Source organism: Gracilibacillus sp. JCM 18860 (assembly GCF_055395245.1).
In genome coordinates this window covers 1581150-1606980 of sequence record NZ_AP043868.1, presented here as the reverse complement: position 1 = coordinate 1606980, position 25831 = coordinate 1581150, and the positions used below count along the sequence as shown (strand labels likewise).

General features: G+C 36.8%; 27 protein-coding genes. 19 read left to right on the top strand and 8 right to left on the bottom strand.

Going from position 1 to position 25831, the window contains the following annotated elements; genetic code table 11:
• Positions 1-313 precede the first annotated feature (313 nt).
• From ACZ5R4_RS08300 to ACZ5R4_RS08285, 4 genes are read left to right on the top strand one after another with little or no spacing between them, the layout of a single operon-like run.
• On the top strand, positions 314-775 hold the full coding sequence (locus ACZ5R4_RS08300; protein WP_464368325.1) for a LytTR family DNA-binding domain-containing protein: 462 nt from the start codon (positions 314-316) through the stop codon (positions 773-775).
• Positions 765-1172 (top strand): DUF3021 domain-containing protein, encoded by a 408-nt coding sequence (locus ACZ5R4_RS08295; protein WP_464368324.1) that lies wholly within the window; start codon positions 765-767, stop codon positions 1170-1172. The genes ACZ5R4_RS08300 and ACZ5R4_RS08295 overlap by 11 nt, the downstream gene beginning before the upstream one ends.
• Positions 1173-1190: 18 nt before the next feature.
• A complete protein-coding gene (locus ACZ5R4_RS08290; RefSeq protein WP_054861680.1) occupies positions 1191-2105 on the top strand; it encodes an ABC transporter ATP-binding protein in 915 nt (304 codons plus the stop codon).
• A gap of 11 nt (positions 2106-2116) precedes the next feature.
• Positions 2117-2860 (top strand): ABC transporter permease, encoded by a 744-nt coding sequence (locus tag ACZ5R4_RS08285; RefSeq protein WP_464368323.1) that lies wholly within the window; start codon positions 2117-2119, stop codon positions 2858-2860.
• Positions 2861-3138: 278 nt separating this feature from the next.
• Here ACZ5R4_RS08285 and ACZ5R4_RS08280 read toward each other — a convergent pair whose 3' ends face one another.
• Complete coding sequence (locus tag ACZ5R4_RS08280; RefSeq protein ID WP_464368322.1) at positions 3139-3294, bottom strand: hypothetical protein; 156 nt, start codon at positions 3292-3294, stop codon at positions 3139-3141.
• Between the two features lie 73 nt (positions 3295-3367).
• Between ACZ5R4_RS08280 and ACZ5R4_RS08275 the strand changes: the two genes are divergently transcribed.
• From ACZ5R4_RS08275 to ACZ5R4_RS08260, 4 genes are all read left to right on the top strand, one after another.
• On the top strand, positions 3368-3793 hold the full coding sequence (locus ACZ5R4_RS08275; protein WP_054789035.1) for a VOC family protein: 426 nt from the start codon (positions 3368-3370) through the stop codon (positions 3791-3793).
• 2 nt (positions 3794-3795) lie between these two features.
• Positions 3796-4575, top strand: a complete 780-nt coding sequence (locus ACZ5R4_RS08270) for a DNA alkylation repair protein (RefSeq protein WP_109985647.1) — start codon at positions 3796-3798, stop codon at positions 4573-4575.
• Positions 4576-4588: 13 nt separating this feature from the next.
• A complete protein-coding gene (locus ACZ5R4_RS08265) occupies positions 4589-5179 on the top strand; it encodes a TetR/AcrR family transcriptional regulator (RefSeq protein WP_054789036.1) in 591 nt (196 codons plus the stop codon).
• A gap of 136 nt (positions 5180-5315) precedes the next feature.
• A complete protein-coding gene (locus tag ACZ5R4_RS08260) occupies positions 5316-5978 on the top strand; it encodes a flagellar brake protein (RefSeq protein ID WP_181397673.1) in 663 nt (220 codons plus the stop codon).
• Between the two features lie 78 nt (positions 5979-6056).
• Here the strand turns inward: ACZ5R4_RS08260 and ACZ5R4_RS08255 are convergent, their stop codons facing one another.
• Positions 6057-6671, bottom strand: a complete 615-nt coding sequence (locus ACZ5R4_RS08255; RefSeq protein ID WP_109985645.1) for a PH domain-containing protein — start codon at positions 6669-6671, stop codon at positions 6057-6059.
• Positions 6672-6874: 203 nt separating this feature from the next.
• Here ACZ5R4_RS08255 and ACZ5R4_RS08250 point away from each other — a divergent pair, with 203 nt between their 5' ends.
• From ACZ5R4_RS08250 to ACZ5R4_RS08230, 5 genes are all read left to right on the top strand, one after another.
• Entirely contained in the window at positions 6875-7861 is a 987-nt protein-coding gene (locus ACZ5R4_RS08250) for a ketoacyl-ACP synthase III (RefSeq protein ID WP_109985644.1), read from the top strand.
• Between the two features lie 268 nt (positions 7862-8129).
• Positions 8130-9146: a TAXI family TRAP transporter solute-binding subunit gene (locus tag ACZ5R4_RS08245; RefSeq protein WP_464368321.1), complete on the top strand. Its 1017-nt coding sequence runs from the start codon at positions 8130-8132 to the stop codon at positions 9144-9146.
• A gap of 108 nt (positions 9147-9254) precedes the next feature.
• Positions 9255-9797, top strand: a complete 543-nt coding sequence (locus tag ACZ5R4_RS08240; RefSeq protein ID WP_464368320.1) for a DUF1850 domain-containing protein — start codon at positions 9255-9257, stop codon at positions 9795-9797.
• Positions 9790-11787 carry a TRAP transporter permease gene (locus ACZ5R4_RS08235; protein WP_464368319.1) on the top strand — a complete coding sequence of 666 codons (1998 nt, stop codon included), beginning with the start codon at positions 9790-9792 and terminating at the stop codon, positions 11785-11787. The genes ACZ5R4_RS08240 and ACZ5R4_RS08235 overlap by 8 nt, the downstream gene beginning before the upstream one ends.
• A gap of 190 nt (positions 11788-11977) precedes the next feature.
• Complete coding sequence (locus ACZ5R4_RS08230) at positions 11978-14308, top strand: polyprenyl synthetase family protein (protein ID WP_277678987.1); 2331 nt, start codon at positions 11978-11980, stop codon at positions 14306-14308.
• Between the two features lie 161 nt (positions 14309-14469).
• Here the strand turns inward: ACZ5R4_RS08230 and ACZ5R4_RS08225 are convergent, their stop codons facing one another.
• From ACZ5R4_RS08225 to ACZ5R4_RS08215, 3 genes are all read right to left on the bottom strand, one after another.
• Positions 14470-15483 carry a FecCD family ABC transporter permease gene (locus ACZ5R4_RS08225; protein WP_109985639.1) on the bottom strand — a complete coding sequence of 338 codons (1014 nt, stop codon included), beginning with the start codon at positions 15481-15483 and terminating at the stop codon, positions 14470-14472.
• Complete coding sequence (locus tag ACZ5R4_RS08220; RefSeq protein ID WP_109985638.1) at positions 15477-16475, bottom strand: FecCD family ABC transporter permease; 999 nt, start codon at positions 16473-16475, stop codon at positions 15477-15479. Before ACZ5R4_RS08220 ends, ACZ5R4_RS08225 begins: the two co-directional genes overlap by 7 nt.
• Positions 16476-16539: 64 nt before the next feature.
• Positions 16540-17451 carry an iron-hydroxamate ABC transporter substrate-binding protein gene (locus ACZ5R4_RS08215; protein ID WP_464368318.1) on the bottom strand — a complete coding sequence of 304 codons (912 nt, stop codon included), beginning with the start codon at positions 17449-17451 and terminating at the stop codon, positions 16540-16542.
• Between the two features lie 127 nt (positions 17452-17578).
• On the opposite strand from ACZ5R4_RS08215, the gene ACZ5R4_RS08210 reads away from it, so the two are divergent.
• The 3 genes from ACZ5R4_RS08210 (at position 17579) to ACZ5R4_RS08200 (ending at position 20649) form a co-directional block, all read left to right on the top strand.
• Positions 17579-18625: an NAD(P)/FAD-dependent oxidoreductase gene (locus ACZ5R4_RS08210; protein ID WP_109985636.1), complete on the top strand. Its 1047-nt coding sequence runs from the start codon at positions 17579-17581 to the stop codon at positions 18623-18625.
• Positions 18626-18736: 111 nt separating this feature from the next.
• Complete coding sequence (locus ACZ5R4_RS08205; protein WP_464368317.1) at positions 18737-20194, top strand: protein adenylyltransferase SelO; 1458 nt, start codon at positions 18737-18739, stop codon at positions 20192-20194.
• A 35-nt stretch (positions 20195-20229) separates the two neighbouring features.
• Positions 20230-20649, top strand: coding sequence for a DUF1801 domain-containing protein (locus ACZ5R4_RS08200; RefSeq protein ID WP_109985634.1), 420 nt, complete (start codon positions 20230-20232; stop codon positions 20647-20649).
• Here the strand turns inward: ACZ5R4_RS08200 and ACZ5R4_RS08195 are convergent.
• Positions 20646-21479: an AraC family transcriptional regulator gene (locus ACZ5R4_RS08195; RefSeq protein WP_464368316.1), complete on the bottom strand. Its 834-nt coding sequence runs from the start codon at positions 21477-21479 to the stop codon at positions 20646-20648. The genes ACZ5R4_RS08200 and ACZ5R4_RS08195 overlap by 4 nt on opposite strands.
• A 111-nt stretch (positions 21480-21590) precedes the next feature.
• Here ACZ5R4_RS08195 and ACZ5R4_RS08190 point away from each other — a divergent pair, with 111 nt between their 5' ends.
• Complete coding sequence (locus ACZ5R4_RS08190; RefSeq protein ID WP_054789040.1) at positions 21591-22595, top strand: Gfo/Idh/MocA family protein; 1005 nt, start codon at positions 21591-21593, stop codon at positions 22593-22595.
• Position 22596: 1 nt separating this feature from the next.
• Complete coding sequence (locus tag ACZ5R4_RS08185) at positions 22597-23526, top strand: aldo/keto reductase (protein WP_464368315.1); 930 nt, start codon at positions 22597-22599, stop codon at positions 23524-23526.
• A gap of 92 nt (positions 23527-23618) precedes the next feature.
• Here the strand turns inward: ACZ5R4_RS08185 and ACZ5R4_RS08180 are convergent, their stop codons facing one another.
• A complete protein-coding gene (locus ACZ5R4_RS08180) occupies positions 23619-24452 on the bottom strand; it encodes a LysR family transcriptional regulator (protein WP_277678993.1) in 834 nt (277 codons plus the stop codon).
• A gap of 126 nt (positions 24453-24578) precedes the next feature.
• Here ACZ5R4_RS08180 and ACZ5R4_RS08175 point away from each other — a divergent pair, with 126 nt between their 5' ends.
• Positions 24579-25190 carry an NAD(P)H oxidoreductase gene (locus ACZ5R4_RS08175; RefSeq protein WP_464368314.1) on the top strand — a complete coding sequence of 204 codons (612 nt, stop codon included), beginning with the start codon at positions 24579-24581 and terminating at the stop codon, positions 25188-25190.
• 91 nt (positions 25191-25281) lie between these two features.
• On the opposite strand, the gene ACZ5R4_RS08170 is transcribed toward ACZ5R4_RS08175, so the two are convergent.
• On the bottom strand, positions 25282-25608 hold the full coding sequence (locus tag ACZ5R4_RS08170) for a hypothetical protein (protein WP_054789041.1): 327 nt from the start codon (positions 25606-25608) through the stop codon (positions 25282-25284).
• Between the last annotated feature and the right edge of the window lie 223 nt (positions 25609-25831).

Sequence of the window (25831 nt, the reverse complement as noted above, 5' to 3'; positions counted from 1 at the left end):
AAAGCGTCTGTAAAAAGTTACAGCCGCTTTTTTTATACGTTAGGAAAGAATAATACGACGAAACGGAAATTTTGAAGTCAAAGTATAACAAACTCTAACGTATCCGTTAAAGGGCGAGCGAATGCGAGATTTTCTAATATGGAAGTTCTTTTTATAGAAGAAGGAATGCACTGGACAAGTTATAATAAGTTTAGCAAATGCTGGGACCATCTTATGTTATGTTTCCTACCTGTTATTCCACTATTTCCGCAACTGATGTGACATTTTGCCAAATGAAAGAAAGAACGTTGCATAATAAAAAAGGAGGGAAAAGATGAAGATACGAATAGATATTGATGCCAAGCATGAAGAGTCATCGGTTACCATTCATGCTAAGGAATGGACGAAGGAAGTCGAAGAGCTAGTTAACTTATTGCAAAACAAACAACCTAAAAGAATTGTATCCGTTCAAGAAGATCGATCGATTCTATTAAACCCTGAAGAAATTGATTATGTGTTTGCTAGAAATCGCAAGGTGTTTGCCATGATAGGTGGGGAGTGTATGGAACTGAAGATGAAATTATATGAAGTAGAAAAACTCCTTCATGTCTCTGGATTTATTCGATTCTCCAAGTCTGTTGTAGGTAACATTAATCAGATCGATCGATTTGAATTATCCTTTAACGGCAATTTGTGTGTCTTTTTTAAATCTGGAAGTAAGGAATATGTCAGTAGAAAATATGTACAGGAATTAAAAGCACAAATTGTGGAAGGGGGAGAATCACGTGATCATTGAAGTATTAAGAAGAAGTTTAATAGGTATTGCGATAGGGGCATTAGTGACATTCGTAGCGTTAACGATTCTTGTTATTTTCTCCATTGAATCTACTGTAATCGAGATATGGAGGCACTTTCTTTCTAGTATGCTTATGGGTGTTTATTTTAGCTTAGCATCACTCATATTTGAATCTGAGCGTGGGAGTTTGTTGCAACAAACCATCATCCATTTTGTACTATCCTTAACAGTCATATCTATTGTATCTATATATGCTGGTTGGGTTCCTTTTACTCTTTGGTCGCTAATAATAGGATTAGGCATATTTCTATTGACGTATTTTATGATGTGGATTGGCATATATACCTATTACAAAAAACTTGAAAAATCAATGAATGAAAGTATTGAAAAAAGATGATGCACAGGAGGTAGGTACATGATTAATGTTCAGGGTATTAGTAAGAGATATGGTTCGATAAAAGCACTGAATGATTTAGACTTCTCTATTAATGAAAGGAGTTGCTTTGGCTTAGTCGGGCCTAATGGTGCGGGTAAATCTACTTTTATGAAAATACTGGTAGGTGTCATTGATCGTTTTGATGGCGATATCCAAGTTTTTAATCAATCTGTGAAAAAAGATCAGTTAGCGGTAAAAAGATGCATCGGTTACGTTCCGCAGGATATCTGTCTAGAAGAAACACTAACAGCTAATGATAATTTAACCTACTTTGGTAGACTTTATGGTTTATCGGGTGAACATTTACGTAATCGAATACGAGTTGTCTTAGAACAAATTGGTTTAAGCGAAAGAGCACATGACAAAATTTCCAAGTTTTCTGGAGGAATGAAGCGCCGTTTAAATATCGGCTGTGCGATTCTTCATGAGCCTTCCGTCATCGTATTAGACGAACCAACCGTCGGAATTGATCCACAATCACGACATTCTATTTTTTCATTGATTTCTGAACTAAAAGAACTCGGAAGTACGATTATTTATTCGAGCCATTACATGGAGGAGGTTGAGCAAATATGTGACAGTGTTGGCTTTATTGATAAAGGGAAATTGGTAGAACACGGAACGATGAAGCAGGTGCTTGATAAACACCGAAATGCTGCCATTTTTGTTGCAAAAGATGGCATGGTGACAGAAGAATTGACAGCATATGGAGATGTTATGCAAACAGATGCCGGTTTTTTTATAAATTGTGCTGACCCTTTATCGACAATGGGAATAATGATTGAGCATTTTCGTGAAAATGGTATTACTCCAGAGAGGCTAGAATTAAGCCAAACTAGATTAGAGGATATTTTCTTTCAATTAACGGGTCTCCGTTTAAGAGACAATGGTTAGGAGTTGATCGTATGTGGGCAATAACATTAACAGAATTAAAAAAGAATGCTCAAGATAAAGGGCTTTGGTTTTGGACTTTTATTCTACCAATTGTATTTATTGTCGGTTTTATCGCTATTTTTTCCGGTGGGGAAGAGATGGACACACAGGCATTAGTAACACAGATTGTCCCTGGATATACAGTAATGTTTTCCTTCTTTATCATAATTTCCATTGTCATTGCTTTTGTAAAAGAACGGGATGGAGGAATGGTTGCTCGAATTGCCAGTACTCCTTTACCCATTAATCGATATTTTATCGGAAAATGGATACCCTTTATGCTTATTGTGATCATTCAGATTATTGTACTATTTACCTTTGGGGTGTTGGTATACGATTTACCTTTAGGAGATCCGCTTTCCCTTATTGTCTTATCATTTGTCCTTGCTTTTCTTTCGACTAGCTGGGGTATGGCAATGGCAGTCCTAGTAAAAACAGAAAACATGGGAATCGCCTTAACGCAAATTATTGCATTAGGTGGTGCGATGCTAGGTGGATTATGGATGCCACTTGACATGATGCCAGCATTTATACAAGCAACTGCAAAATTTCTTCCTCAATTCTGGGCATTAGATGGCTATAAGAATATCCTATTAGAAGGTGGTACAATAATGGATATTTGGCTTTCTATTCTGATTTTGCTATCTTTTGGGCTCATTGGTGCAATCATTGCATTCGTTTCTTACCCACGCTTCTTACGACAGTCTAAAAGCTAACGCCCGAGTTTGTATCTTTATTTAAACCGCTTTTATAGGCGGTTTTTTTGTTTATTGTAGAAATGAAGATTACTCGCTAAAATAAAGTCCATTTTGAAAGGAAAAGCTGCACGAAATGACGTTTATAGCCGGAATAAAAGCCAAAATGAAAGGAAAGCCGTTGTGAAATGACGTTTATAGCCGGAATAAAAGCCAAAATGAAAGGAAAGCCGTTGTGAAATGACGTTTATAGCCGGAATAAAAGCCAAAATGAAAGGAAAGCCGTTGTGAAATGACGTTTATAGCCAGAATAAAAGCCAAAATGAAAGGAGAGCTGTTGTGTAATAACGTTTATAGTCAGGATAAAAGCCAAAATGAAAGGAGAGCTGTTGTGAAATGACGTTTATAGCCAGAATAAAAACCATTTGAGAAGAAACATCCCTTACGTCCCCCATTCACATATTTTTGTTTACAAACATTCGGTATGTATGTTAAAGTGGAATAAAATAAGAAGAAGGTGGGATTATATTGAAACTAAATAGTTTTTATCCAGTTATCATGACAAATGAGGTTAATAGTACAAAGGATTTTTATACTAAGTATTTCGCTTTTCATGTCACATTTGATGCTGATTGGTATGTTAGTTTAAAGCATGAGACAAATGATTATGAGCTTGCCGTTTTAAATCAAGCTCACCAAACTGTTCCAAACCCATTTCGCCAAACAGCCCAAGGCTTAATTTTAAACTTCGAGGTGGAGGATGTTGATTCATTGTATGAAAAATTAATTGTACAAGAAAAGCTGCCTTTACAACTAGATCTTCGTGATGAAGCATTTGGACAACGTCATTTCATGACAAGAGATCCGAATGGTGTGTTGATAGACGTGATTAAAATTATTCCTCCAGATTCATCCTTTTTGGAACAATATAAAGAAGAAGTATGGGAGGAATAGAGGTGGGGGAATACGTATCATTAAAATATTATTTTGGAACGGAATTAGCGATTCGATTAGCAAAGTTGATCGAGCCTCACGATACCAACTTTGAAGCGACTGCTTTTATTAAGACGGTATCATCTTTAGTAGAGAATAAGGAGTTAAAACAACGTGTCGAAGTCATTACAGATGCACTTAGGGAATTTTTACCGGAAAATTATGAAGATAGCTTATCGATTTTATTACAGTGTCTTGGTCCAGAAAATGAAAAGGAAGAGGGGATGTTTAAGGAAGGTTATTTTCTGATGCCGGTTGCCTTTTTTGTTGAGAAATATGGGCTAGACCATTTTGACCTATCTATGAATGCATTACATGAAATCACTAAACGCCATACATCGGAATATGCCATTCGTCCATTTTTAGCAAAAAACACAGAAAAATCTATTGCCTATTTAAAATTATGGTCCGTTGATACCAATCCACATGTTAGAAGGTTAGTAAGTGAAGGAACGCGGCCACGACTTCCATGGGCAAAACGAATCGGTTGGATAAAAGGAGAAGTAGAGCAAAATCTTCAACTTTTAGAACCATTGATGAATGATTCTTCTCGATATGTAAGAAAATCTGTCGCCAACCATCTCAATGACTTAACAAAAGAATCTGCTGACGATGTGCTATTATGGATAGAGAACCATATGGAACAAAAAGCTTTTCATCCGCAAATCCTTACACATGGTTTGAGATCATTAAGGAAGTTAGGAAATGGGAAAGCTTTAGAAATAGAAGAAAGAATTAAGTAAGGTGTGAGCTGTTATGAGGAAAACCAAAGAAGATACAGAATTAACGATTCAAGAATTGCTGAAGATTGCGAGAAGCCTCTTCACTGAAAAGGGCTACGCGAACGTAGCATTAGAAGAGATAGTTAAAGAAGCAGGTTTGACACGTGGAGCATTATATCACCATTTTAAAAATAAACACGGGCTGTTTCTTGCCGTATTTGAAGCTGTTCAACGAGAAGTTGGAGAAAAGGTGGAAGAAGAAGCGGCAAAAAGCTCTGATATGTGGGAGCAGCTTTTGCTTGGCTGTCGAGCGTTTATCACTTCTTCCGTTAAATCCCAAAATCAAAGAATATTATTAATAGATGGGCCAGCCGTGCTAGGCTGGGATACCTTCCGCTTAATGGATGAAAAGTATTCCATGAAATCGCTAAAGGAACAATTGTTAAAAATGAAAGACCATCAATTGTTAATGCCTGTATCCATCGATGCCATGACACATTGTCTCTCTGGTGCAATGAATGAAGCCATATTATGGATTGCAGAAAATCAAGAAGGCGTGGAGAGTAGAACAGAAGAAGTAATGGAAAATTTATTTTTGATGATAAAAGGATTTGAAAAACTATAAAATAAATATTTTGGCCTTCATAGAGAGAAACAACTAATATTAAACTTCCCTAATCGTCCTTTTTATAGTATATTATTACTAGATAAAAAGTTTCACTATGATTTAATCGTGATCATAGGTTCGGGAGGAAATTATGGTGGCAATACTTCATATTAACCAAATACTTAACATTACCATTAGACAAAATAATCAATCACAATTATTCTTATCAAGGATTGCGGATATCCAAGAGGAAACTTTAATAATTGAGTTTCCATTATCCCTAGAAAAAGAATGGGATCCCGTCATATTTCACCCTGGTACGAAGCTAAAGATAGATTTGATTCATCAAAATAGCCGCTTTCAATTCACTTCGGAAATCAACGGTAAAACAGAAGACAAAATTCCACTACTACTTTTAAAAAGACCGAGTGAAGCAGATATCGAAAAAATCCAATTAAGGCAGAATTTTCGCGTTCCAGCCAATATTGACATGCAAATCGTACAAGATGGGGAAAACTCTACCTTCTATACTATTGATGTAAGTGCTGGTGGACTTTCCTTTTATGATAAAACTTGTTCTTTTAAGAAAGGTGATCGAGTAGCAGGAATCTTAGAACTTCCTTTTCGTACAGAAAAATACGAGGTTTCTTTCTTAGCAAAGATCGTAAGAGTAGTAGCCCAAAATAGCAATATTAAAATAAAAAAAACGGCGATTCAATTTACCGATATTGAGGAGAAAGACCGAAGAAAAATTATTCAATTTTGCTTTAAGAGACAGTTAGAGTTAAAGGAGAAAGGAATTAGTTATCCATATTAACGATAATTTTACTTAGGCAATGAGAACCTAGGGCTGAATGCATCTTTTGCATTTCAGCCAAGGTTCAATGGCTGGAGATTAATTTTGGATATATTTATTAAAAACTTCGCTAAAATCCTTTTGTGTGTTTTCATCATAAGTCGTATTGAACCAGTCAAAAGCAAATTTAGTTGCTTTTTCAAATTCTGTTGAAATGGTCCCATCATGGAAACGATTGTCCGTAAATAATGATTGAGAAACGTTTAAACTATTTTGTGCAAATTCCTTTTTTCGTTCATTTTCATCTTGTATATGGGAAATCGCGACTAAGGATTTATATAAATCTGCGATGGCTTCCCCTTCTTTTTTATCGATATCAACCGATATAGCTTTTCCACCTAAGGAAAATTTAATCTCCAAATCTAAGTCTACTGTACCTGCTGTTTCTACAGATACATTTTTAATAGGATGGCGATAATAGTCATATCTGTATATATTACGCTTACTACTTGTTGCCTTTTCTCCATCTAAGTGAATAAGAGCACGATTAGTGAAGCAATATTCATCTGATTTCGATTTAATTAAAAAATGAATCTTCTCTCCATCCTCATGCAGAACATAATCATCGGATTCTGTTTTGTCAAAATCCTCTGGTTGAATAATCTTTCCAATATCACTTAACCCTAGTGCATCACTTGCGATTTTTTTAAACATCCCTTTTCCTCCTAAGTGTTTGATAGATTTACTACTTATTATTTTAAAATATTATGGTTATTAAGTGAACCCTTTAGAAATAATAGATACTTTTGGTAGTAAAATTTCCTTTTTAATCATAAATTAGTACCAAGTATTAATATCTAGTGTTAAAATATAAGAGAGTTTAAATGAAAATCACTTTTATAAGGGAGGAATGGAGCATGGATTCTAAAGCAAGGATTACCGCAATTGGTACTTATGTCCCTGAGAAGATTCTAACTAATTTTGATTTAGAAAAGATTGTAGAAACTAGTGATGAGTGGATTGTGCAACGCTCTGGAATTAAGGAAAGGAGGATTGCCGAGGAAACAGAACATACTAGTGATCTTAGCTATAAAGCAGTACAGGATCTAATAGAGCGCTATGGAAAAGACTTAGAGGATGTGGACCTTATCATTGTCTCCACCATTACACCGGATTATCGTACCCCTAGTGTAGCTTCCAATTTACAAGCAAGACTTGGAATTAGGAACACTGGAGCGATAGATGTAAATGCAGCATGTGCAGGCTTTACCTATGGCCTTCATCTTGCTAATGGATTAATCACCTCAGGATTACATAAAAAAGTTCTCGTCATTGGTGCAGAAACTTTATCAAAGATAACGGATTTTACCGATCGTACAACTTGTGTATTATTTGGTGATGGAGCAGGGGCTGTACTAGTAGAGTATGATGAGAAAAAGCCTAGTTTTCTTTCTGCACATTTATCGTCAGAAGGAGAAGGTGGACAGCATTTATATTGTAGTTCACTATCCACACAATTGAACGGCTTGGAAATTAAGAATAACGATTTTATTGTTCAGAACGGACGAGAGGTTTATAAATGGGCAGTTAAAACCGTCCCAAAAGGAATGAACACGCTATTAGAAAAAAAATCATTCCAACTTAGGGATGTTGATTGGTTTATTCCTCATAGTGCTAATCTAAGAATGATTGAATCTATTTGTGAGAAGAGTGGCTTTTCGATAAATCACACATTATATAGTCTTACTCAATATGGAAATACATCGTCAGCTACGATACCGCTGGCATTAGATAATGGAGTACGTGATCAGAAAATTAAGCATAATGATAAAATCTTATTATATGGATTTGGTGGGGGATTGACACAGGCAGGGCTACTTATTAACTGGAATATGGATATGTAGAAGGAAGGGGGAAGATCGCTTATATGCCAATCTTCCTCTTCTTCTCATCGATAACCTATTGTCGATATAAATATAGTAATAGGATGATATTGCTCATAAATTTCGTTAGCATTTCTAACAATAGGATGGAATATGATAAATTATATGATAAATTGTAAATATAGAACGTGATATTAGCAGTATTTAAGTGATATAGAATTATTTGACAATATTAATAAATTCATAGTATTATACACATACTTATAATTAAATGGGGGGATGTATTTTTATGGAATTAAAGCGCTTACTATTTATGCTTATTTCACTACTTGCCATATCATTATTTCTTGTAGCGTGTGGAAGTGATGATTCAGAAGTAGAAGGAGATGCGGATTCAAATTCAGGTGATGGTGGAGAAGCTACAGAAGAAGCACCTGATTTCTTAAGTATTCTTACTGGGGGAACAAGTGGTACTTACTATCCTCTGGGCGGGGAAATGGCGTCTACGATTACGGATGCTACAGGTATACAAACAGATGCTTTATCCTCAAATGCTTCGGCAGACAATGTGATCGCATTGCAAGAGGGGGAGGCAGAATTAGCTTTTGTTCAAACAGATGTGATCGATAATGCAGTAAATGGTGTCAATGCATTTGAAGGAAACAAAGTAGAAAACGTGCAAGCCATTGGATCACTCTATCCAGAAACGATCCAAATCGTAACAACAAAAGACTCTGGAATAAGTTCAGTGGAAGACTTAGCTGGTAAAAAAGTATCTGTCGGGGCACCTGGCTCTGGTACGTATATAAATGCAGAACAAATTTTAGAAATACACGGGATGACCATCGACGATATTGATGCACAAAATTTAGATTTTGGTGAATCCACTGGTGGAATCCAGGATGGTAATATTGATGCAGCTTTTATTACTGCAGGTACTCCGACAGGAGCGGTCGAAGGATTAGGGGCAACAGTCGATGTTTCGATTATTCCAATTGCAGAGGAAAAAATTAATGAACTAGTAGAAAAATATCCATTCTATGCAAAAGATACGGTAAAGAAAGGCACGTATGGACTAGAGGAGGATGTCAACACCGTTGCAGTTCTAGCAATGCTTGCAGTTACTGACGATGTTCCAGAAGACACTGTTTATGAAATTACTAAAGCTATCTATGAAAATGCAGACAGTATGGCACATGATAAGGCATCTCTCATTTCACTTGAAACTGCTCTAGATGGAATTGGCATTGAAGTACACCCAGGAGCACAAAAATATTTCGATGAAAAAGGTATTAGTGCGGAATAAGTGGCATCGATGCTATAAATGAACTACTTAGCCGGCTGCCTACTGTTTTTTAAAAATGGCAGGCGGCTTTTCTGTCTTTATTCAATTATAAATACGGGTGACTATTAAATGAAACGTAAACTATTTGCCTCTAGCATCATTTTCGTTCTTTGTGCTGCACTTGTTACCGTAACTTTTAAGCTTCCTTTTATAACAGCATTGGTTTTCTATAAAGAAAATACAGAACAAATGAATGCATTTTTGCCAATTGAAAAAGGTGAAGTTTTTCAGATTATTTTTACCCACTCGATTCATCTTACAGACGTTGTCGAAAAATATAAAATTACAGACGACTTAGGAATTGAGCAATTTGAAATCATTTATGAGCATTTTGGTATTGGCATGCCCTCAAATGCACAAGAAGGAGAAGAATTTGTCTATGAAGATGGGAAGTATCATATTAAAAATCTAAACAATTATTTTCCATCTATGAATATTCGAAATGGAAAAACTGTTTCAGAAAATCGTCTTGTCTGGGGTACTGCAGGAGAGCCAGATGATGGTCATATGATCTGGTTCAATCAATATTTTAAACCAGGTGCTTGGTTTCATATAGAGGTAGAGAAACTTACCTTGTGGGAATATTGGAAAGGAGTGAGAATTCATGAGTGAAGAAAAACAAGTCAATAAAGTAACGGAAGAAGAGCAACGAAAATTACTCGAAAAATATGATGCCGAATCAAATACTAGGAATTTAAAAGGAATCATGGCAAAGGCCGTTTTTGTTATCCTGATTGCTTTTTCCTTGTTTCAAATATATACAGGTGTTTTTGGACAATATACAGCTTATCTCCAACGAACTGTTCACCTTGGTTTTGCCCTAGTTTTAATTTTTCTCCTGTTTCCTGCAATCCGAAAAAAGAAAAAGGATCAAATACCTTGGTATGATTACCTGTTAGCGTTACTTGCCATTGTCGTTTGTGCTTATTGGCCAGTTTACTATGACACTCTCGTTCAGCAAATTGGAGGTATCAACCAAGTACAAATGATAATTGGAGGTATTGCCACTCTCTTGGTTTTAGAAGCAGCGAGACGGGCTGTAGGCCTACCAATCACGATTATCTCCATGCTATTTCTATTGTATGCATTATTTGGTCCTCAAATGCCTGGCATGCTCATACATCGAGGGCTTAGTTTAGATCAATTAATCGAGTCGATGTTTTTTACAACAGAAGGAATTTTAGGGACACCACTACAAGTGTCTTCTACTTACATTTTCTTATTTCTATTATTTGGCGCCTTTCTCGTTCAAACAGGAGTGGGACAATATTTTAATGATTTAGCGATTGCTATAGCAGGCAAACGAACTGGTGGACCGGCAAAGGTAGCTATTTTTTCAAGTGCCCTTAATGGTACTATCTCGGGAAGCTCTGTTGCGAACACCGTAACAACAGGATCCTATACGATTCCAATGATGAAAAAATTAGGATACCGTAAAAACTTTGCAGGTGCAGTAGAAGCAGCATCATCCACTGGTGGGCAGATTATGCCCCCGATTATGGGTGCTGCAGCATTTTTGATGATTGAATTTGCTGGTGAAAGCTATTGGAATATTGCGAAAGCAGCAATTATCCCAGCAATTTTATATTTTGCTGGGATTTGGATTATGACACACCTTGAAGCAAAACGAACAGGGTTACATGGTTTAAAAGATGAGGAATTGCCAAATAAGAAAGAAGTGTTTAAAAAGATTCATCTTTTATTACCAATCCTTGCTATTGTTTTGTTCCTATTTCAAGGAATGAGTGTAGAAAGAGCAGCATTATATGGTATTTTAGCTACCATTATTGTCAGCCTGTTTAGAAAAGACACGAGAATTACACCACGAAAGTTTGTTGAGGCATTGCGGCAAGGCGCGAGAACAGCATTAGGTGTAGCAGCAGCAACTGCTTGTGCAGGTATTATTGTTGGGGTAGTCACAAAGACGGGTCTAGGGTTGAAATTAGGAAATGGTCTAGTAGATATTGCAGGTTCTATCTCTTTTTCAACAGAATCCCAGCTATTACTTACCCTGTTCTTTACAATGATTGCATCTATTATTCTCGGAATGGGTTCACCAACAACAGCCAATTATATTATTACATCTACTATTGCTTTACCGGCAATTCTTGCTTTAAATGATAGTTTAGAAGTAGCTATTCCTGTATTAGCAGCACATATGTTTGTGTTTTACTTCGGAATCCTTGCAGATATTACACCTCCTGTTGCATTGGCAGCTTTTGCGGCAACTGGGATTTCTGGTGGGGAACCGATCCGAACTGGCTTTAATGCAGCAAAGCTTGCTATTGCAGCATTCATTATACCGTACATGTTTGTCCTTAATCCGACCCTGCTAATGATTGAGGGAAGTTATTTGGATATAGGCTGGGCACTTATCACAGCGATGCTAGGAATGCTCGTCATAGGAGCTTGTATGATTGGCTTCTGGTATCGCAAATTACATTGGACCGAGCGGATTATTACACTGCTGACAGGCCTAATGCTCATGTATCCAGAAGGTTATTCTGATATTATTGGTCTAGGAGTTTTCCTCATATTATTTGTTATTCAGTTCCTGACAAGAGCAGATAAAAAGGGAAAATTACAGCATGCAAATGCTTAGGGAAAAGGTGATCTACCATACTGGGGATCGCCTTTTTTGCACAAAGAACCGGAATACTAGACCAGTAAAAATGACGATAGAAAAACAACGGAGCCGCTATTTTTTAAAATTTCTTCTGAAACTTTTTTTCCCCTTATTACGTATGAATGTTATGATGAAAGAAATTTGATTGGAAATTGAGGTAAGATAAATGGACATCCAACATTATAAAGACTCTTGGATACAACCAAAAGTAGAGAAGGCAAAAGAGTATTTTAATCAGCTATTTGAAGATGTTCGCGAGCAATCCTTTGTCAATACTTTAACGACAGATTTAGAAGCATGGAAGCAGTCTCACATTCGCCCCTCTCTATTAAGAAAATCGAGAAAAGATACGAACTATCAACCTTATTTAAAATGGCTGAAATATACGGGTAAATTAGACGAATATTTAGATCGAAGTATTTCCTACATATACATGCGAGATCTAGGTTATTCATTAGCTGATCATGGGATTCAAGCAAAGATAAATCGTGCAACAAATTTTGTGAAGAATTATGTAATAGACACTAGTAATCACGAGCCTTTTCGATTAAGTACTCTCTATAGATGGGCGCAAAAGGAAGGAATAGAATCGACTTTTTTTTGGTTAATTCAAAAATTAAAATTAGTCTCCAAGCAACTTCCAGAAGCTATGGATAAAGAAAATGCACAACGAAAATTACTAAAAATTATAGCAGGAGTATTGTTGCAGGAGCTCGATCAATTAGATGAACAGTCCTCCGCTGACTTGCGTAGAAATAGACTAGACCAAGCGGTGAGGCTAGGTTATAGCTATGGATTAACCTATCCGTTTATCGATGATTTACTAGATGCCAATATATTGTCCAAAAAAGAGGAAGAGCAATTTTCCTCTTGGATCCGAACAACACTAGCGAAAGAAAAGGTAGCTGAATTAAAGAATTGGGAAGGAGAAAACGGTGATTTAGTCCGATTTGTTTATAAGGAATTGAAGGAAGCCTTTGAGTATATAAGGATGATTCAAGCAAATCTTGATGAACATCATTTTTTCGAGTTAAGCTATCTGTTTTTTCATGCCCAGGAATTGGATCGGGATAAAGATATAGATCATCCTAATTACACGAATGATGAATTGTATTTACCTATTATCTTAAAATCAGCATCCTCTAGAATGATTGTCCGATCCTTGATCGGAATGAAGGACAATGAGACAAATCAACAACGAATGTTCTTTTACGGAATTTATAATCAGTTAGCAGATGATCTAGCAGATATTAATCAAGATCAGAAAAGTGGAGCCGTTTCTTCCTATACTTATTATTTGAAATACTATCAGCAAAGATCAGACTTAGTAAATCCTTTTGAACTTTATTGGACGGTAATTTATCATTTGATTCATCGCGTATATGATTCCGATCAAAAAACGTGTGAAATAATTTTAAATCGTGCGATAAATGGTTTAAAGCGTTTGAAAATTCGTATGGGTGAAAAGGCTTATACAGAACTTATGAAGATTCTGACACAACGAATGCCTGAATTTAATCGCTTCATTCAGCATTTAGTCCAAAAAGCGGATAATGTTGATTTCTTTGATAAATTACTTCGGGATCATTTTGTTCAAAATCTACGGAATCAAAAACAAGCAAAAACGGATTTTTTCCAAACGATCAAGGATATAAGAAATCAAATTAATCAATTATTACCAATCAAGGAAGGGAATGGAGCAAGAGAATCGATTTCTCATGCAGCAAATTATAGCATAGAAGGGGCAGGGAAGAGATTAAGACCGATTGTTACTTGGTTAATGGGTGTCCAAGTTTATCATTTTCAACCATCCTCCATTATTCCATTAATCCGTTCTTTAGAATATATGCACACGGCTTCCTTAATCTTTGATGATTTGCCATCTCAAGATAATGCCTCCTATCGCCGTGGAAGAGAAACATTACACGAGAAATATAATACAGCCATTGCTGAATTAACAGGCTTATTTCTAACGCAAAAAGCGTATGAAGAACAAGCCTCACTTAATTCCTTTGACCCTAGTACTGTATTACAATTAATTCAATATTCTGCTCAAAAAACAGCAGAAATGTGCAGAGGCCAAGCTATTGATCTAGCGGCAAAAGGAAAGGAACTAACAATAGAAGAGTTAAATGATATGTGTTTTTATAAAACGGGAATTGGCTTTGAGGCATCTTTAGTTATGCCTTCCATTCTCGCAAAAGCATCGGAAGAAGAAAGAAGTTCACTTAAAAAGATTGCCTACCATGCAGGTATCGCTTTTCAAATAAAAGATGACCTTTTGGATGTAGAGGGTGATTTACAATTACTTGGTAAGCCAGTCGGCAATGATCAACAAAACAACAGCTCTACATTCGTAACCATTTTAGGAATGGACGGTGCTAAGAAAGAGATGTGGAACCACTACTGTGAAGCCGTAGAAACGATCGATAGATTACCATATGAAACAAATTTTTTAAGACAGCTGTTAGATTTTTTTGTGAATCGTGAGTATTAACACAGCCCGTTGAAATTAGTTGGGTCAAAAGAATAGTAAAGAAAGAAAAATCCGAACGTTAATATTTCTGCACTGAAGCTGCTTCGTCAAAATACTTCGCTCAGTCAGAAGAATGTTCGGATTCTCATTCACCCTATTTAGTTGATGCCTCAGCCACTTTTTCATTTCCTCAATAATAGAAGTATAAAATACGGGGCACCGATTAATGCTGTCATGATACCTGCCGCAATGCCTTCTGGCTCAATAATGTTTCGACCAATCGTATCTGCAATTAATAATAAAAGGCCACCAATCAAAATGGCAATTGGAAGATAAAGCTGGTTTCTTGGCCCTATAATGGATTTGGCAATATGTGGAGCCATTAGACCAACAAAGGCTATTCCGCCTGTTACCGATACGGCAGCTGCAGCGAGTGCAACAGCTGCAACCAAAAGTAACACCCTTTCCTTCTCAACACGAACTCCCACTCCAACCGCAACAGGCTCACTGAAGCTGAGCAGATCAAGCTTATTCGCTTTATATAGAGTGAATGGAATAAGAATTAATAGCCATGGCAGTATTGCTATAATAAATGGCCAATCAGTACCCCATATCGAACCCGCTAACCATTTGGCGATAAAATCTACTTTTTCTCGCTCAGATGAAGATATAAGGACAACCATAAGTCCCGAGCAGGCCATCGAGAAACCAACACCTACTAGTATCAGCTTAATTGGTTGTAACCCAATTCCCTTAGTATAAGAAAAAATATAAATTAATATCGCAATAAGAAAGGCACTGATAAATGCAATGATAGGTAGTGCATAAATAAAGGAACCAACATCAATAGGAAAGTATAAAAAGAAAATGGCAACCCCAATGCCTGCACCTGCATTAACCCCGATAATCCCAGGGTCAGCCAAATCATTTCTCGTGATACCTTGTAAAATGGCACCAGATACTGCCAATGCCATACCTGCCAGGATAGTAATGATTATTCTTGGCAAACGAATAGAATAAATAACAAACTCCTCTTTAAACGTACCCTGCCCTATAAAAGTAGGAATGATGCGATTAAATGAAACAGAAGAATAACCAATCCCTAAGCTGATCACGGCAATTAAAATAACGGAAGCAACAAGACTTATTACGATAATACGCTGTTTTGTTGTTTTACTAGTAGTCGGAATCAAAATGCTTTCCCCCCTCTACGAACGATGATTAAAAAGAAAGGGAGTCCCATTATTGCTACAATGGCTGCAACAGGTGTTTCAAAAGGTGCATTAATTGTTCGGCCAGCCAAATCTGCTAATACCATAAATGTCGCTCCAATAAAAACAGATAGTGGGAGAATTTTGTTATAGTCTGCTCCGATTATAGCACGCACAATATGTGGAACCATAAGACCAACGAAGGCTAAATTCCCTACCAAAGCAACAGCTGCTCCTGCTAAAATACTAATGAGAAGAAATAGTATTGCTTTGATGATAAGTATATTCTGCCCTAATCCAGTTGCTACATCTTCATTCAAACTGAGCAAGGATAGCTGTCGACTTAAAAACAAGGAGATGATGACACTTATTAAAATACAAGGCACAACCATTTTTAGCTGATTCCAATTAGTTCCGATCATCCCCCCAGCAGTCCACATCGAAACATCCTTCGATATTTTGAAATATATGCCAATTCCATCAGCGATCGCGTAAAGAAAGGCGGAAACAGCAGCGCCTGCGAGCACAATTTTTAATGGAGAAAAGCCCCCTTTTTGGACAGATCCTATGCCAACAACAAGTAGTGTTCCAAGTGAAGCACCAATAAAGCAGGCGATCATAATGGTAAAGTAATTAGCAGAAGGGAAAAAAGCTACGGTAATAGCCAGTGCTACATTTGCTCCAGCAGTTACACCTAGTAACCCTGGATCTGCTAGTGGGTTTCTTGTTACCCCTTGCATGATTGTCCCTGAAACTGCTAGTGCAGCACCAACAAAAAGTGCAGCAATAATTCGGGGTAACCGAATCTCCCTAAGCATGGTGAGGGTCTCGCTTTCCAAAGATGTGGTTATAGAAAGCCATACATCGTGTAAGGAAGTGTTAGCCGCACCAAGCCATAAGGCCAATATAGACGAGCCTAGCATGAAACAGATGCTAGCTATTAATTTGAATGAAAAATACTTGGATTTATTGATCATGATATCTCAGCTTTCTTCTTTTTTATCGAGTCAATCGTAATGCAGAACGAAGTTAGAATAATAATTATTCATCCAAAAAATGTTCCTTGAAAAATTCTAATTGGTATTCTAATGTTATTGGATCATTAAAATAGAATCCCTTCGCATCTGCAACAAAGACATGATCTTTTTGAACGGCGGGAATATTTTTGAATGTCTTCGTTTCCATAAAAGATGATTCTGTTTCCTCCGTCTTACTAATGATTAAATAATCTCCAACATAATCAGATAATACCTCTGGAGACAATGTATAGTAACCAGCTTCCAATGCATTCTCCTTCACTTTATCAGGCATTTTCAAGCCCATTTCTTGATAAAGAATTTCTGTACCTCTACCCCAGTTATCTCCAAATACGTATAATTCCTTATCGAAGTTCTCAATAACCGTTACTGTAGCATTTTTACCAATTTTCGCTTTAATTTCTTCGCCAGCTTGTTTAGATCTTGCCTTAAAATCCTTAATCCAGTTAGCGGCTTCCTCTTCTTTATTCAGTAGCTTACCGATTTCAAGGTGCTGTGTTAAATAATCCACTTTGTTATATGTAAAGGTAACCGTTGGTGCAATTTCTTTTAATTTATCAATATTTTTTGTCGTAGAAGCACCAATGATCAAATCAGGATTCAGCTCCATAATTTTTTCAAGATTTTCTTCTGATATCTCCTCTACACCTTCCAGGTCATAGTGTGGATTTTGCTTAGCCCAAGAATCTACTCCAATGAGTGGTACATCAAGTGCTAGAACATTACCAGCATAAGTAGAAACGACAACCACACGCTCTGGATTAGCGGGCACCTCCACAGGACCATTTTCTGACTCATACGTAATGGTTTCTGTCTCCTTTTCATTGACAGTTTCTCCATTCGTTTCTTTATTGCTACTACAACCTGTAATAAATAGAATAACTAAAATAACGAGGGCGAAGCTTATTTTTCTCATAAAAATTATCTCCTTTTGGAAAAACTTATTGATATTGATTATCATTTTCGCTTATAATGATAATAGTTATCATTATCGTTTGTCAATATAAATTTAAATAGAAATACCTTTGGAGGAGGAAATCCATTTGCTTAAAGAAGAATGTTTCGATGTAACCATTATCGGTGGAGGCCCGGCTGGACTTTATTCAGCCTTTTATAGTGGACTGAGAGAGATGAAAACAAAAATTATCGAATTTCAGTCACAATTGGGTGGGAAGATACATGTATATCCAGAGAAATTGATTTGGGATGTTGGTGGATTACCGCCTGTAACAGGAACACAGCTTATTGATCATTTAGTAGAACAGGGCTTAACCTTTGAGCCTGAAGTTGTGTTAAATGAAAAGATAGAATCAATTGAAAAAGACGAAAATAATCTTTTTATTCTTAGAGGAAGTAGTGGGAAAATCCATTATTCCAAAACGGTTATCATTGCAACAGGTAGTGGTATCTTAAAACCACAAAAGTTAAATATTAAAGGTGCAGATCGTTTTGAAGTATCGAATTTACATTATACGGTTCAATCATATAAGCGCTTTAAGGATAAAGTAGTTCTCATTTCAGGGGGACGTGACGCAGCGATTGACTTGGCTAATGAGCTAGAACCAATCGCGAAAAAGGTATATATTACGTACCGAAGAGATAGCCTAACTGGTCACGAATCGCAAGTAACACAGCTATTAAATAGCTCGGTGGAGTGCTTTTTTCAATCCTCGATTACCAAGCTTATCTCCTCTAACAGAAAAACCATTAATCAGGTGGAGATCACTCATAATGAAACGAATGAGTCTACATATGTTGATATTGATGAACTTGTGATTAATCATGGCTTTGATCGAGATTCTACCTTAATAAAAAACAGTAAGATTGAAATTGAATTGTTGGATGACTTCTTTATAAAAGGAAGTACAAAATCAGAATCTTCCATTGATGGCTTATTTGCTGCGGGAGATATTATTAAGCACGATGGTAAGGTACATTTAATAATGGGGGCTTTCCATGATGCTACAAATGCTGTAAATAGTGCCAAAAAGTATTTAGAGCCCAATGCCGCGGAAATCGCCATGGTTTCTTCCCACAATGATATTTTCAAAAAAAGAAATGAAAAGCTTGTCGAAGAAATGCTTCGATGATGAGAGCAGACAGCGATCGGCTGTCTGTTTTTGCTATAATCATCACACATGATTTACTGGAAAGGGGTATAATAAACTATAGGTATAAATATTCAACGAAAGGAAGATAAAATGGGCTCAACAGAAGCAGGATGGAAATTTGACAATAGCTATGAAGATTTGCCTGAGTTTTTTTATAGTAAAGTAGAGCCAACACATGTTAAAGATCCAGAAATAAGAGTACTTAATCATGCATTACTCCAAAGCCTTGGCTTAGCAGCAATATCAAAAACTGAAATGCTCGGAGTTTTTTCTGGTAATAAGATGCCGGAAGGTACCCAATCTATTTCACAAGCATATGCAGGACATCAATTTGGGAATTTTACGATGCTTGGAGATGGACGAGCTGTATTAATTGGAGAGCAGCTTACCCCAGCAGGTGATAAATTTGACTTACAGTTAAAAGGGGCAGGGAAAACACCCTATTCTAGAGGTGGTGATGGCAGGGCAACCTTAGGCCCGATGTTAAGAGAATATATTATAAGTGAAGCAATGTATCAATTGGGAATACCGACATCACGTAGTTTGGCGGTGGTTACGACTGGTGAAGAGGTTAGACGAGAAGTGGAATTACCTGGTGCGATTTTAACTCGTGTAGCTTCTAGCCATTTGCGTTTTGGTACATTCCAATATGCTGCTGCTTTTGGTGAAGAAGACGACATTAAACAATTAGCCGATTATGCAATTAAACGACATTATCCAACTTTGAAAAGTAAACCTAATCCATACCTTTCTTTAATAAAAGAAGTTGTAAACAGACAAGGGAAATTAATTGCTAAATGGCAGCTTGTCGGTTTTATTCATGGTGTGATGAACACCGATAATATGACAATAAGTGGGGAAACCATTGATTATGGCCCATGTGCCTTTATGGATGAATACGACCCCGCAACTGTTTTTAGTTCCATCGATATTCAAGGTCGTTATGCATATGGCAATCAACCAAATATAGGTGGCTGGAATTTAGCTAGATTTGCGGAAAGCCTATTACCTATATTACACGATGAAGAAGAACGAGCCCTTGAATTAGCACAAGGTGCGATTGAGGAGTTCTCCGATATATTTTATGCCGAATGGATAAAAGGGATGAGAAGAAAGCTAGGGTTATTTAATGAGGAGCAAGAGGATGAAAAATTAATTGAAGAACTCCTACAATTGATGCAGCAATATAATGCGGATTATACGAACACCTTTCGAGCTTTGACTTTTCATCAAACCAACAGTCAGGTATTATTTGAACGGGATGAATTTAAAAAATGGCAAACAAAATGGAAACAAAGACGCGAAAGACAAGCAGAGTCCGAAGAAGAAGTCCTAGACTTAATGAAAAAAAGTAATCCTGCAGTTATTCCTCGAAATCATTTGGTCGAAGAGGCGATTGAAGCGGCTGTCACAAAAGAGGACGATAGTGTAATGAAGAACCTACTTGATATACTCGCTGATCCTTATGCACATACGAAAGAACAAGTGGAGTATGCAGCACTTCCACCAAAGTCAAAGCGACCACAACAAACGTTTTGTGGAACATAAGGATCAGTGCTTCAAAATGGGAGAGGAGTAAAACGATGTATGAATTAAAAACAAGAGAAAATGATCGAGATGTACTTGAATTTATTGAAGCAATTGAGCATGATAGAAAGCGTGAAGATGCATTAAAACTACTCGATATTTTTACAAAAACGACGGGCTATCCTGCAAAAATGTGGGGCACGACTATCATTGGCTTTGGTTCATATCATTATAAATATGCTTCTGGACATGAAGGAGATGCACCACTCGTCGGATTTTCTCCGAGAAAAGCCAAGATTAGTTTGTATTTTGCTACAGGTGCCGAACGAGAGGAATTGTTATCTCGTTTTGGTAAGCATACTTCTGGAAAAGCTTGTGTGTATATTAACAAATTAGCGGATGTAGACGTGGAAGTGTTGAAGGAATTAATTCAACATTCCATTCAATTCTTACGAAAAACATATCCAGAAGGTTAAACATACATTTGTCGATATTTTGTTGGAGTCATACCTTCATTTTCTAGAAAAAGCTTATTAAAATAACTTGGATTAGGATAACCGGATTTTTCGGCAATTTCTTTAATCGTAAGTTTTCTCTCTTCTAATAATAATTGCTTGCTCCATTGCATACGGCAAAGTGTTACAAAAGCCATTGGAGTCATCTGTGTTACCCGTTTAAACAATCGACAGAAATAATAAGTACTTACTCCAGTTTCCTTTGCCCAGTATTCTAGGTCAAATGGCTCTGGAGCTTTTTCTTGCATTTTTGGTAACAGTGCTTGGATTCTTAAATCCAATTCTTGTTTAGAAGTTGATTCCATAGGTACCGCTATATTAGTAAACGTAGCTAGAAAAGAATAAGTAATGGTTGATAATTGGATTAGCTGTAAAAAGCTATTATCATCTGCCTCTTGTAATAACTTTTCATGCACCTTCTCCAATTTTGCGATATCTGGTAATCGCCATAGAATAAACCTACCAAAACCAGTCTCTGATAAAAAGCTATGCAACGTACTTCCATAAAAATGTACCCATCTAATACTCCATGGATCCTCTGTACTACTATAATATCTTTGTTCCTGTTGTGGAAAATAAAGAAAAGCATCCCCTCTATGTAAGGTGTATTGCTTCCCTTCTATTTCTAAAAAACCACTTCCAGAAAGAATAAAATGAATACTAAAATTATCTAATGATCCTGCTTCACGATAGACAGCATGGTCTTTCGCTGATTCGTAACACCCGACTGACTCAGGTAGAATCATATATTCATGTTTTTTTAAGGTTGGTAGCAAAACCTGACGGTACATTTTCATACCTCCATAAGGACAATATTCTGTTATTTGATAGCAAAAAGCTTCTATTTTTATTTTAAATTAAATCGATTATAATAACAATAAAGTTATAGGGGAGGTAATTATATGTCGATTAAATGGGGAGTTATAAGCACAGCGAATATCGCACAAAAAGCAGTGATTCCGGGGATTAAGGAATCGGAAACAGGTGAAATCTATGCGATTTCTAGTCGTAACTTAGAAAACGCAAAAGCAATAGCAGAGCAATTAGACATTCCGGTTGCGTACGGAAGCTATGAAGAATTATTAGCAGATTCGAATATTGATGCCATATACATCCCGTTACCAAATCATTTACATAAAGAATGGTCCATTAAAGCGATGGAGGCAGGAAAGCATGTACTCTGTGAGAAACCTGCGGCATTAAATGCAAGGGAAACTCGGGAAATGGTGGAAGCAAGCAAAAAGGCTGAAGTGGTTTTTGCCGAAGCATTTATGTATCGTTATCATCCTAGGTATCAAATGATCCAAGAGTTATTGGCGAAAGGTGAGATTGGAGAAATTCGTGGACTTCATGGAGTTTTTACCTTTAATAGTGCATCTGCGAAAGAAAATGTGCGGTTTAAAAAGGCGTGGGGTGGAGGTTCCTTGTATGATGTTGGGGTTTATCCAATTAGTGCTGCAAGAATGATTCTGAAAGAGGAACCTCAGGCAGCAACCGTTCATGCACTTTTTTCAGAACAACATGATCAGGTTGACATGATGGCATCAGGAATTTTGGAATTCGATCATGGTGTGGCACTTACCTTTGATTGTGGGATGTGGGCAGACTTCCGTAATCGATTAGAAATTCTAGGGACAGAAGGTAAAATTGAGGTGCCATCTGCATTTGTTGTCAATCAAAACGAACAAGATCATTTCTTTGTTCACACGAGTAAAGGCACTAAAGAAGTAGAGGTTCCATATGTTAATCAATACGCATTGCAAGCAGATGCGGTGGGACAAAGTATTCTAAACGGTAAGCCTTTACCATATCCTGCAAGTGATGCTATTTTGAACATGAAGGTGCTTGATGCTTGTTTGACCTCTGCTGAAGAGAGAAGGCGTGTAGAGATTAAGGAGGAGGAATAACGTGAATACCATTCAAATTAACGGACTTGATAAGCCGGTCACTACTTTAATTCAAGGTTCCGATTATTTCAAGCCAAGTGTGTATGATAAAGTTTGTCAGGTGTTAGATCGATATGTTGCAATTGGTGGGAATACAATAGATACTGCCCATATTTATTGTGGTGGGGAAAGTGAAATTGCGATTGGTCAATGGCTGAAGGAGCGCAACAATCGTGAGGATATCGTTATTTTAACGAAAGGAGCGCATCATGACCAAAATGGGCCACGTGTTAATCCTGAGGCGATAAAACAAGATCTTTCCGAGAGTCTAGAAAGACTCGGAACAGATTATATTGATTTATATGCACTCCATAGAGATGATCCAGATGTGCCAGTCAGTGTCATCATTGATGCATTAAATGAGCATATCGAAGCTGGCCGAATAAAGGCTATTGGTGGTTCCAACTGGACGACAGAACGAATCCAAGCGGCAAATGATTATGCTAGTTCAAAAGGTTTGATAGGCTTTTCATTTAGTAGCCCAAACCTTAGTCTAGCAAAGGCAAATGAACCATTTTGGAAAGGATGTGTCTCAACAGATAGTGCTGATATAAAATGGCATGAAAAGACACAATTACCTATCCTATCTTGGTCCTCACAAGCTAGAGGATTTTTCACTGGAAGATTCACACCAGAGGATCGTAGTAATGAGGATCTTGTCCGTGTCTTCTATAGTGACGCGAATTGGGATCGTTTAAGACGAGCAGAAAAATTAGCAAAAGAAAAAGGAGTAACAGCAATTCAAATTGCTTTAGCCTATGTCCTGAATCAAAAATTTCCAACATGTGCATTAATTGGTGCACAGAATGAACAAGAACTAGTATCCTGCTTGGAAGGATCAGAAATTGAACTTTCTTCCAATGAAGTAGATTGGTTAGAAAATGGGGAGTAAACAAAAATACAAGCTGACAGCATTTAGTCAGCTTGTATTTTTAAGTCCGCATTTAAAAGTTTGGTAAGATTCAACAAACATCGCAAACTTGTTTATGGTAATAGCTCTAATAATGCATTTATGTTAGCAGATACCCATTTATCTTTATGGTGAGCAGCATAAATAGCAATACTGTCCTCAAATTTTGTCTTTTCATAATGAAGTTTGCCTTGATCGATTTCCTCTTTAACAACAAATTGCGGGAGCATTGATTTTCCTAGACCCAGGAGAACACATTTTTTAATAGCTTCTATACTTGGTAATTCCAATTTATTCTCTGTAGGCTGACTATGGTAAGTTAAATATTCCTCAATGATTGGTCGCCAGCTACAAGTATATTCTGTTACCAGCATGTTTGTCGTTTCTTTTTTGGGAGGATGTACTAAAACTAGTTTTTCGTCAGTCAGTTTGTGAATTTTTAATTCGGAAGAGAGCCAGCTGTTCGTTTCCACAAGGAGCGCCACATCGATTTCATTTTGTTTTAATTGATCCGCTAAATCCTCATAGTCGATCGGTTTTACTGTTAAATGGACTTCAGGGTATTGATGCATAAATGCTGTGATAATGTTAGGGAGCCAATAGATTAGTAAGGATTCACTCACCCCAATGGTTAGATCCCCACTCGGTTGATCTGTTTGTCTTATGACTTCCTTCGATTCCGTATATAAACGAATGATATCTAACGCATATGGGAGAAAACGCTCTCCAGTTTGAGTTAATACGATTTTTTTTCCAAGACGATCAAAAAGTGGATAACCAAGCTCCTTCTCCAATTCCTTTATATGTGCGGTTATAGAAGACTGTGCATAACCTAATTGTTCTGCCGCTTTCTTAAAGCCGCCTACATCTATAATTGTACGAAAGGTAATTAGATGACGTAATTCCATTTTTTCACCTCATTATTATCATTTTTTCTGAACTAAATTATCTAAAATATCTATTTTACTGAACATTAAATGTATTATACACTAAATATAAGGAAAAAACGAGATGTTATAGGAAGGATGAGGAATATGAAAGTATTGACTGTTGTCACACATCCGAGAGAGGAATCGTTAACATTTGCAGTTGCTGATAAATTTATGCAAGGCCTAAGAGATGCAGGTCATGAGATAGAAGTGCTTGATTTATATCGAAGTGGATTTAATCCAGTATTAAAGGAGGAGGATGAACCGGATTGGCAAGCAGAACAACAACAGTTCTCATGGGAAGTAGAAAAAGAAATGGAGCGTTTGGAGAAGTATGAGGCATTAGCTTTCATTTTTCCATTGTGGTGGTGGAGTGTGCCTGCCATGTTAAAAGGTTATATTGATAGAGTATGGAATTATCATTTTGCTTACGGTAACCAAAGATTGAAACATCATCATGTGCTTTGGCTTAGTTTAGCAGGGGCACCAATAGAAAGGTTCGAAAAAAGAAAATATGATTCAATGATGAACCATTATTTTAATATAGGCTTGGCAGATTATTGCGGGATACCTAGTTCTCAATTTGAGCTATTCTATGACACGATAAAGGTTAAGTCGGGCTACACAGAGCATTGGTTCCAACGAGCATACAAGCTTGGATATCATTTTGACAAGAATGATAGATCAAAGAAGAACGTTTTAGATAACGAACGTTAACGTTTCGCTAACCGCACGTCCGCTGATGGAAAATTTCCATTTAATAAAAAGAAAGCAAGAAGGGCTATGATACCCTTTCTGCTTTCTTTTTTTAGTAATAAGGTGGATAATACGGCGGAAAAAGAAATGGATACAGTAGCAGGCCACTTAGTAAACCTAATGGATAACGGTATGGTCGAAAACGACGATAATATCTTCTTGGATAATAGCCATAACCGAATTGACGGTCTGTTTCTCCCTCTTCTACATTTTCTGGTATGAGAATCGTTACATTGTCATTATCTACTGCTTGGATAATCCCTTCAAATTGTGTTCCATTACTTAATTGTCCCATTACATAATAATCCTTATAACGATCACACAGGTTCTTCATATTACTAGTTTGATAAGCAGGTAATGTTTGATTTTGATAATGCATGATTTTACTCCCCTCTCTTATAATCGCATTTTTGCTTAATTGTTAATTCTCCTATTTAGGATATTCACCTATACCTTTTAATGTGAAAATATCGATTAAGAAAACCTCAGTGTAAAATCAATGTTAAGTTTGTTAATCCTGTATATATTGTTTGTTTGAATTCTGTAAAAAGAACAAAATTGCTGTATTTATATGTTTTAATAGCTTTAGTTTGATATATGGA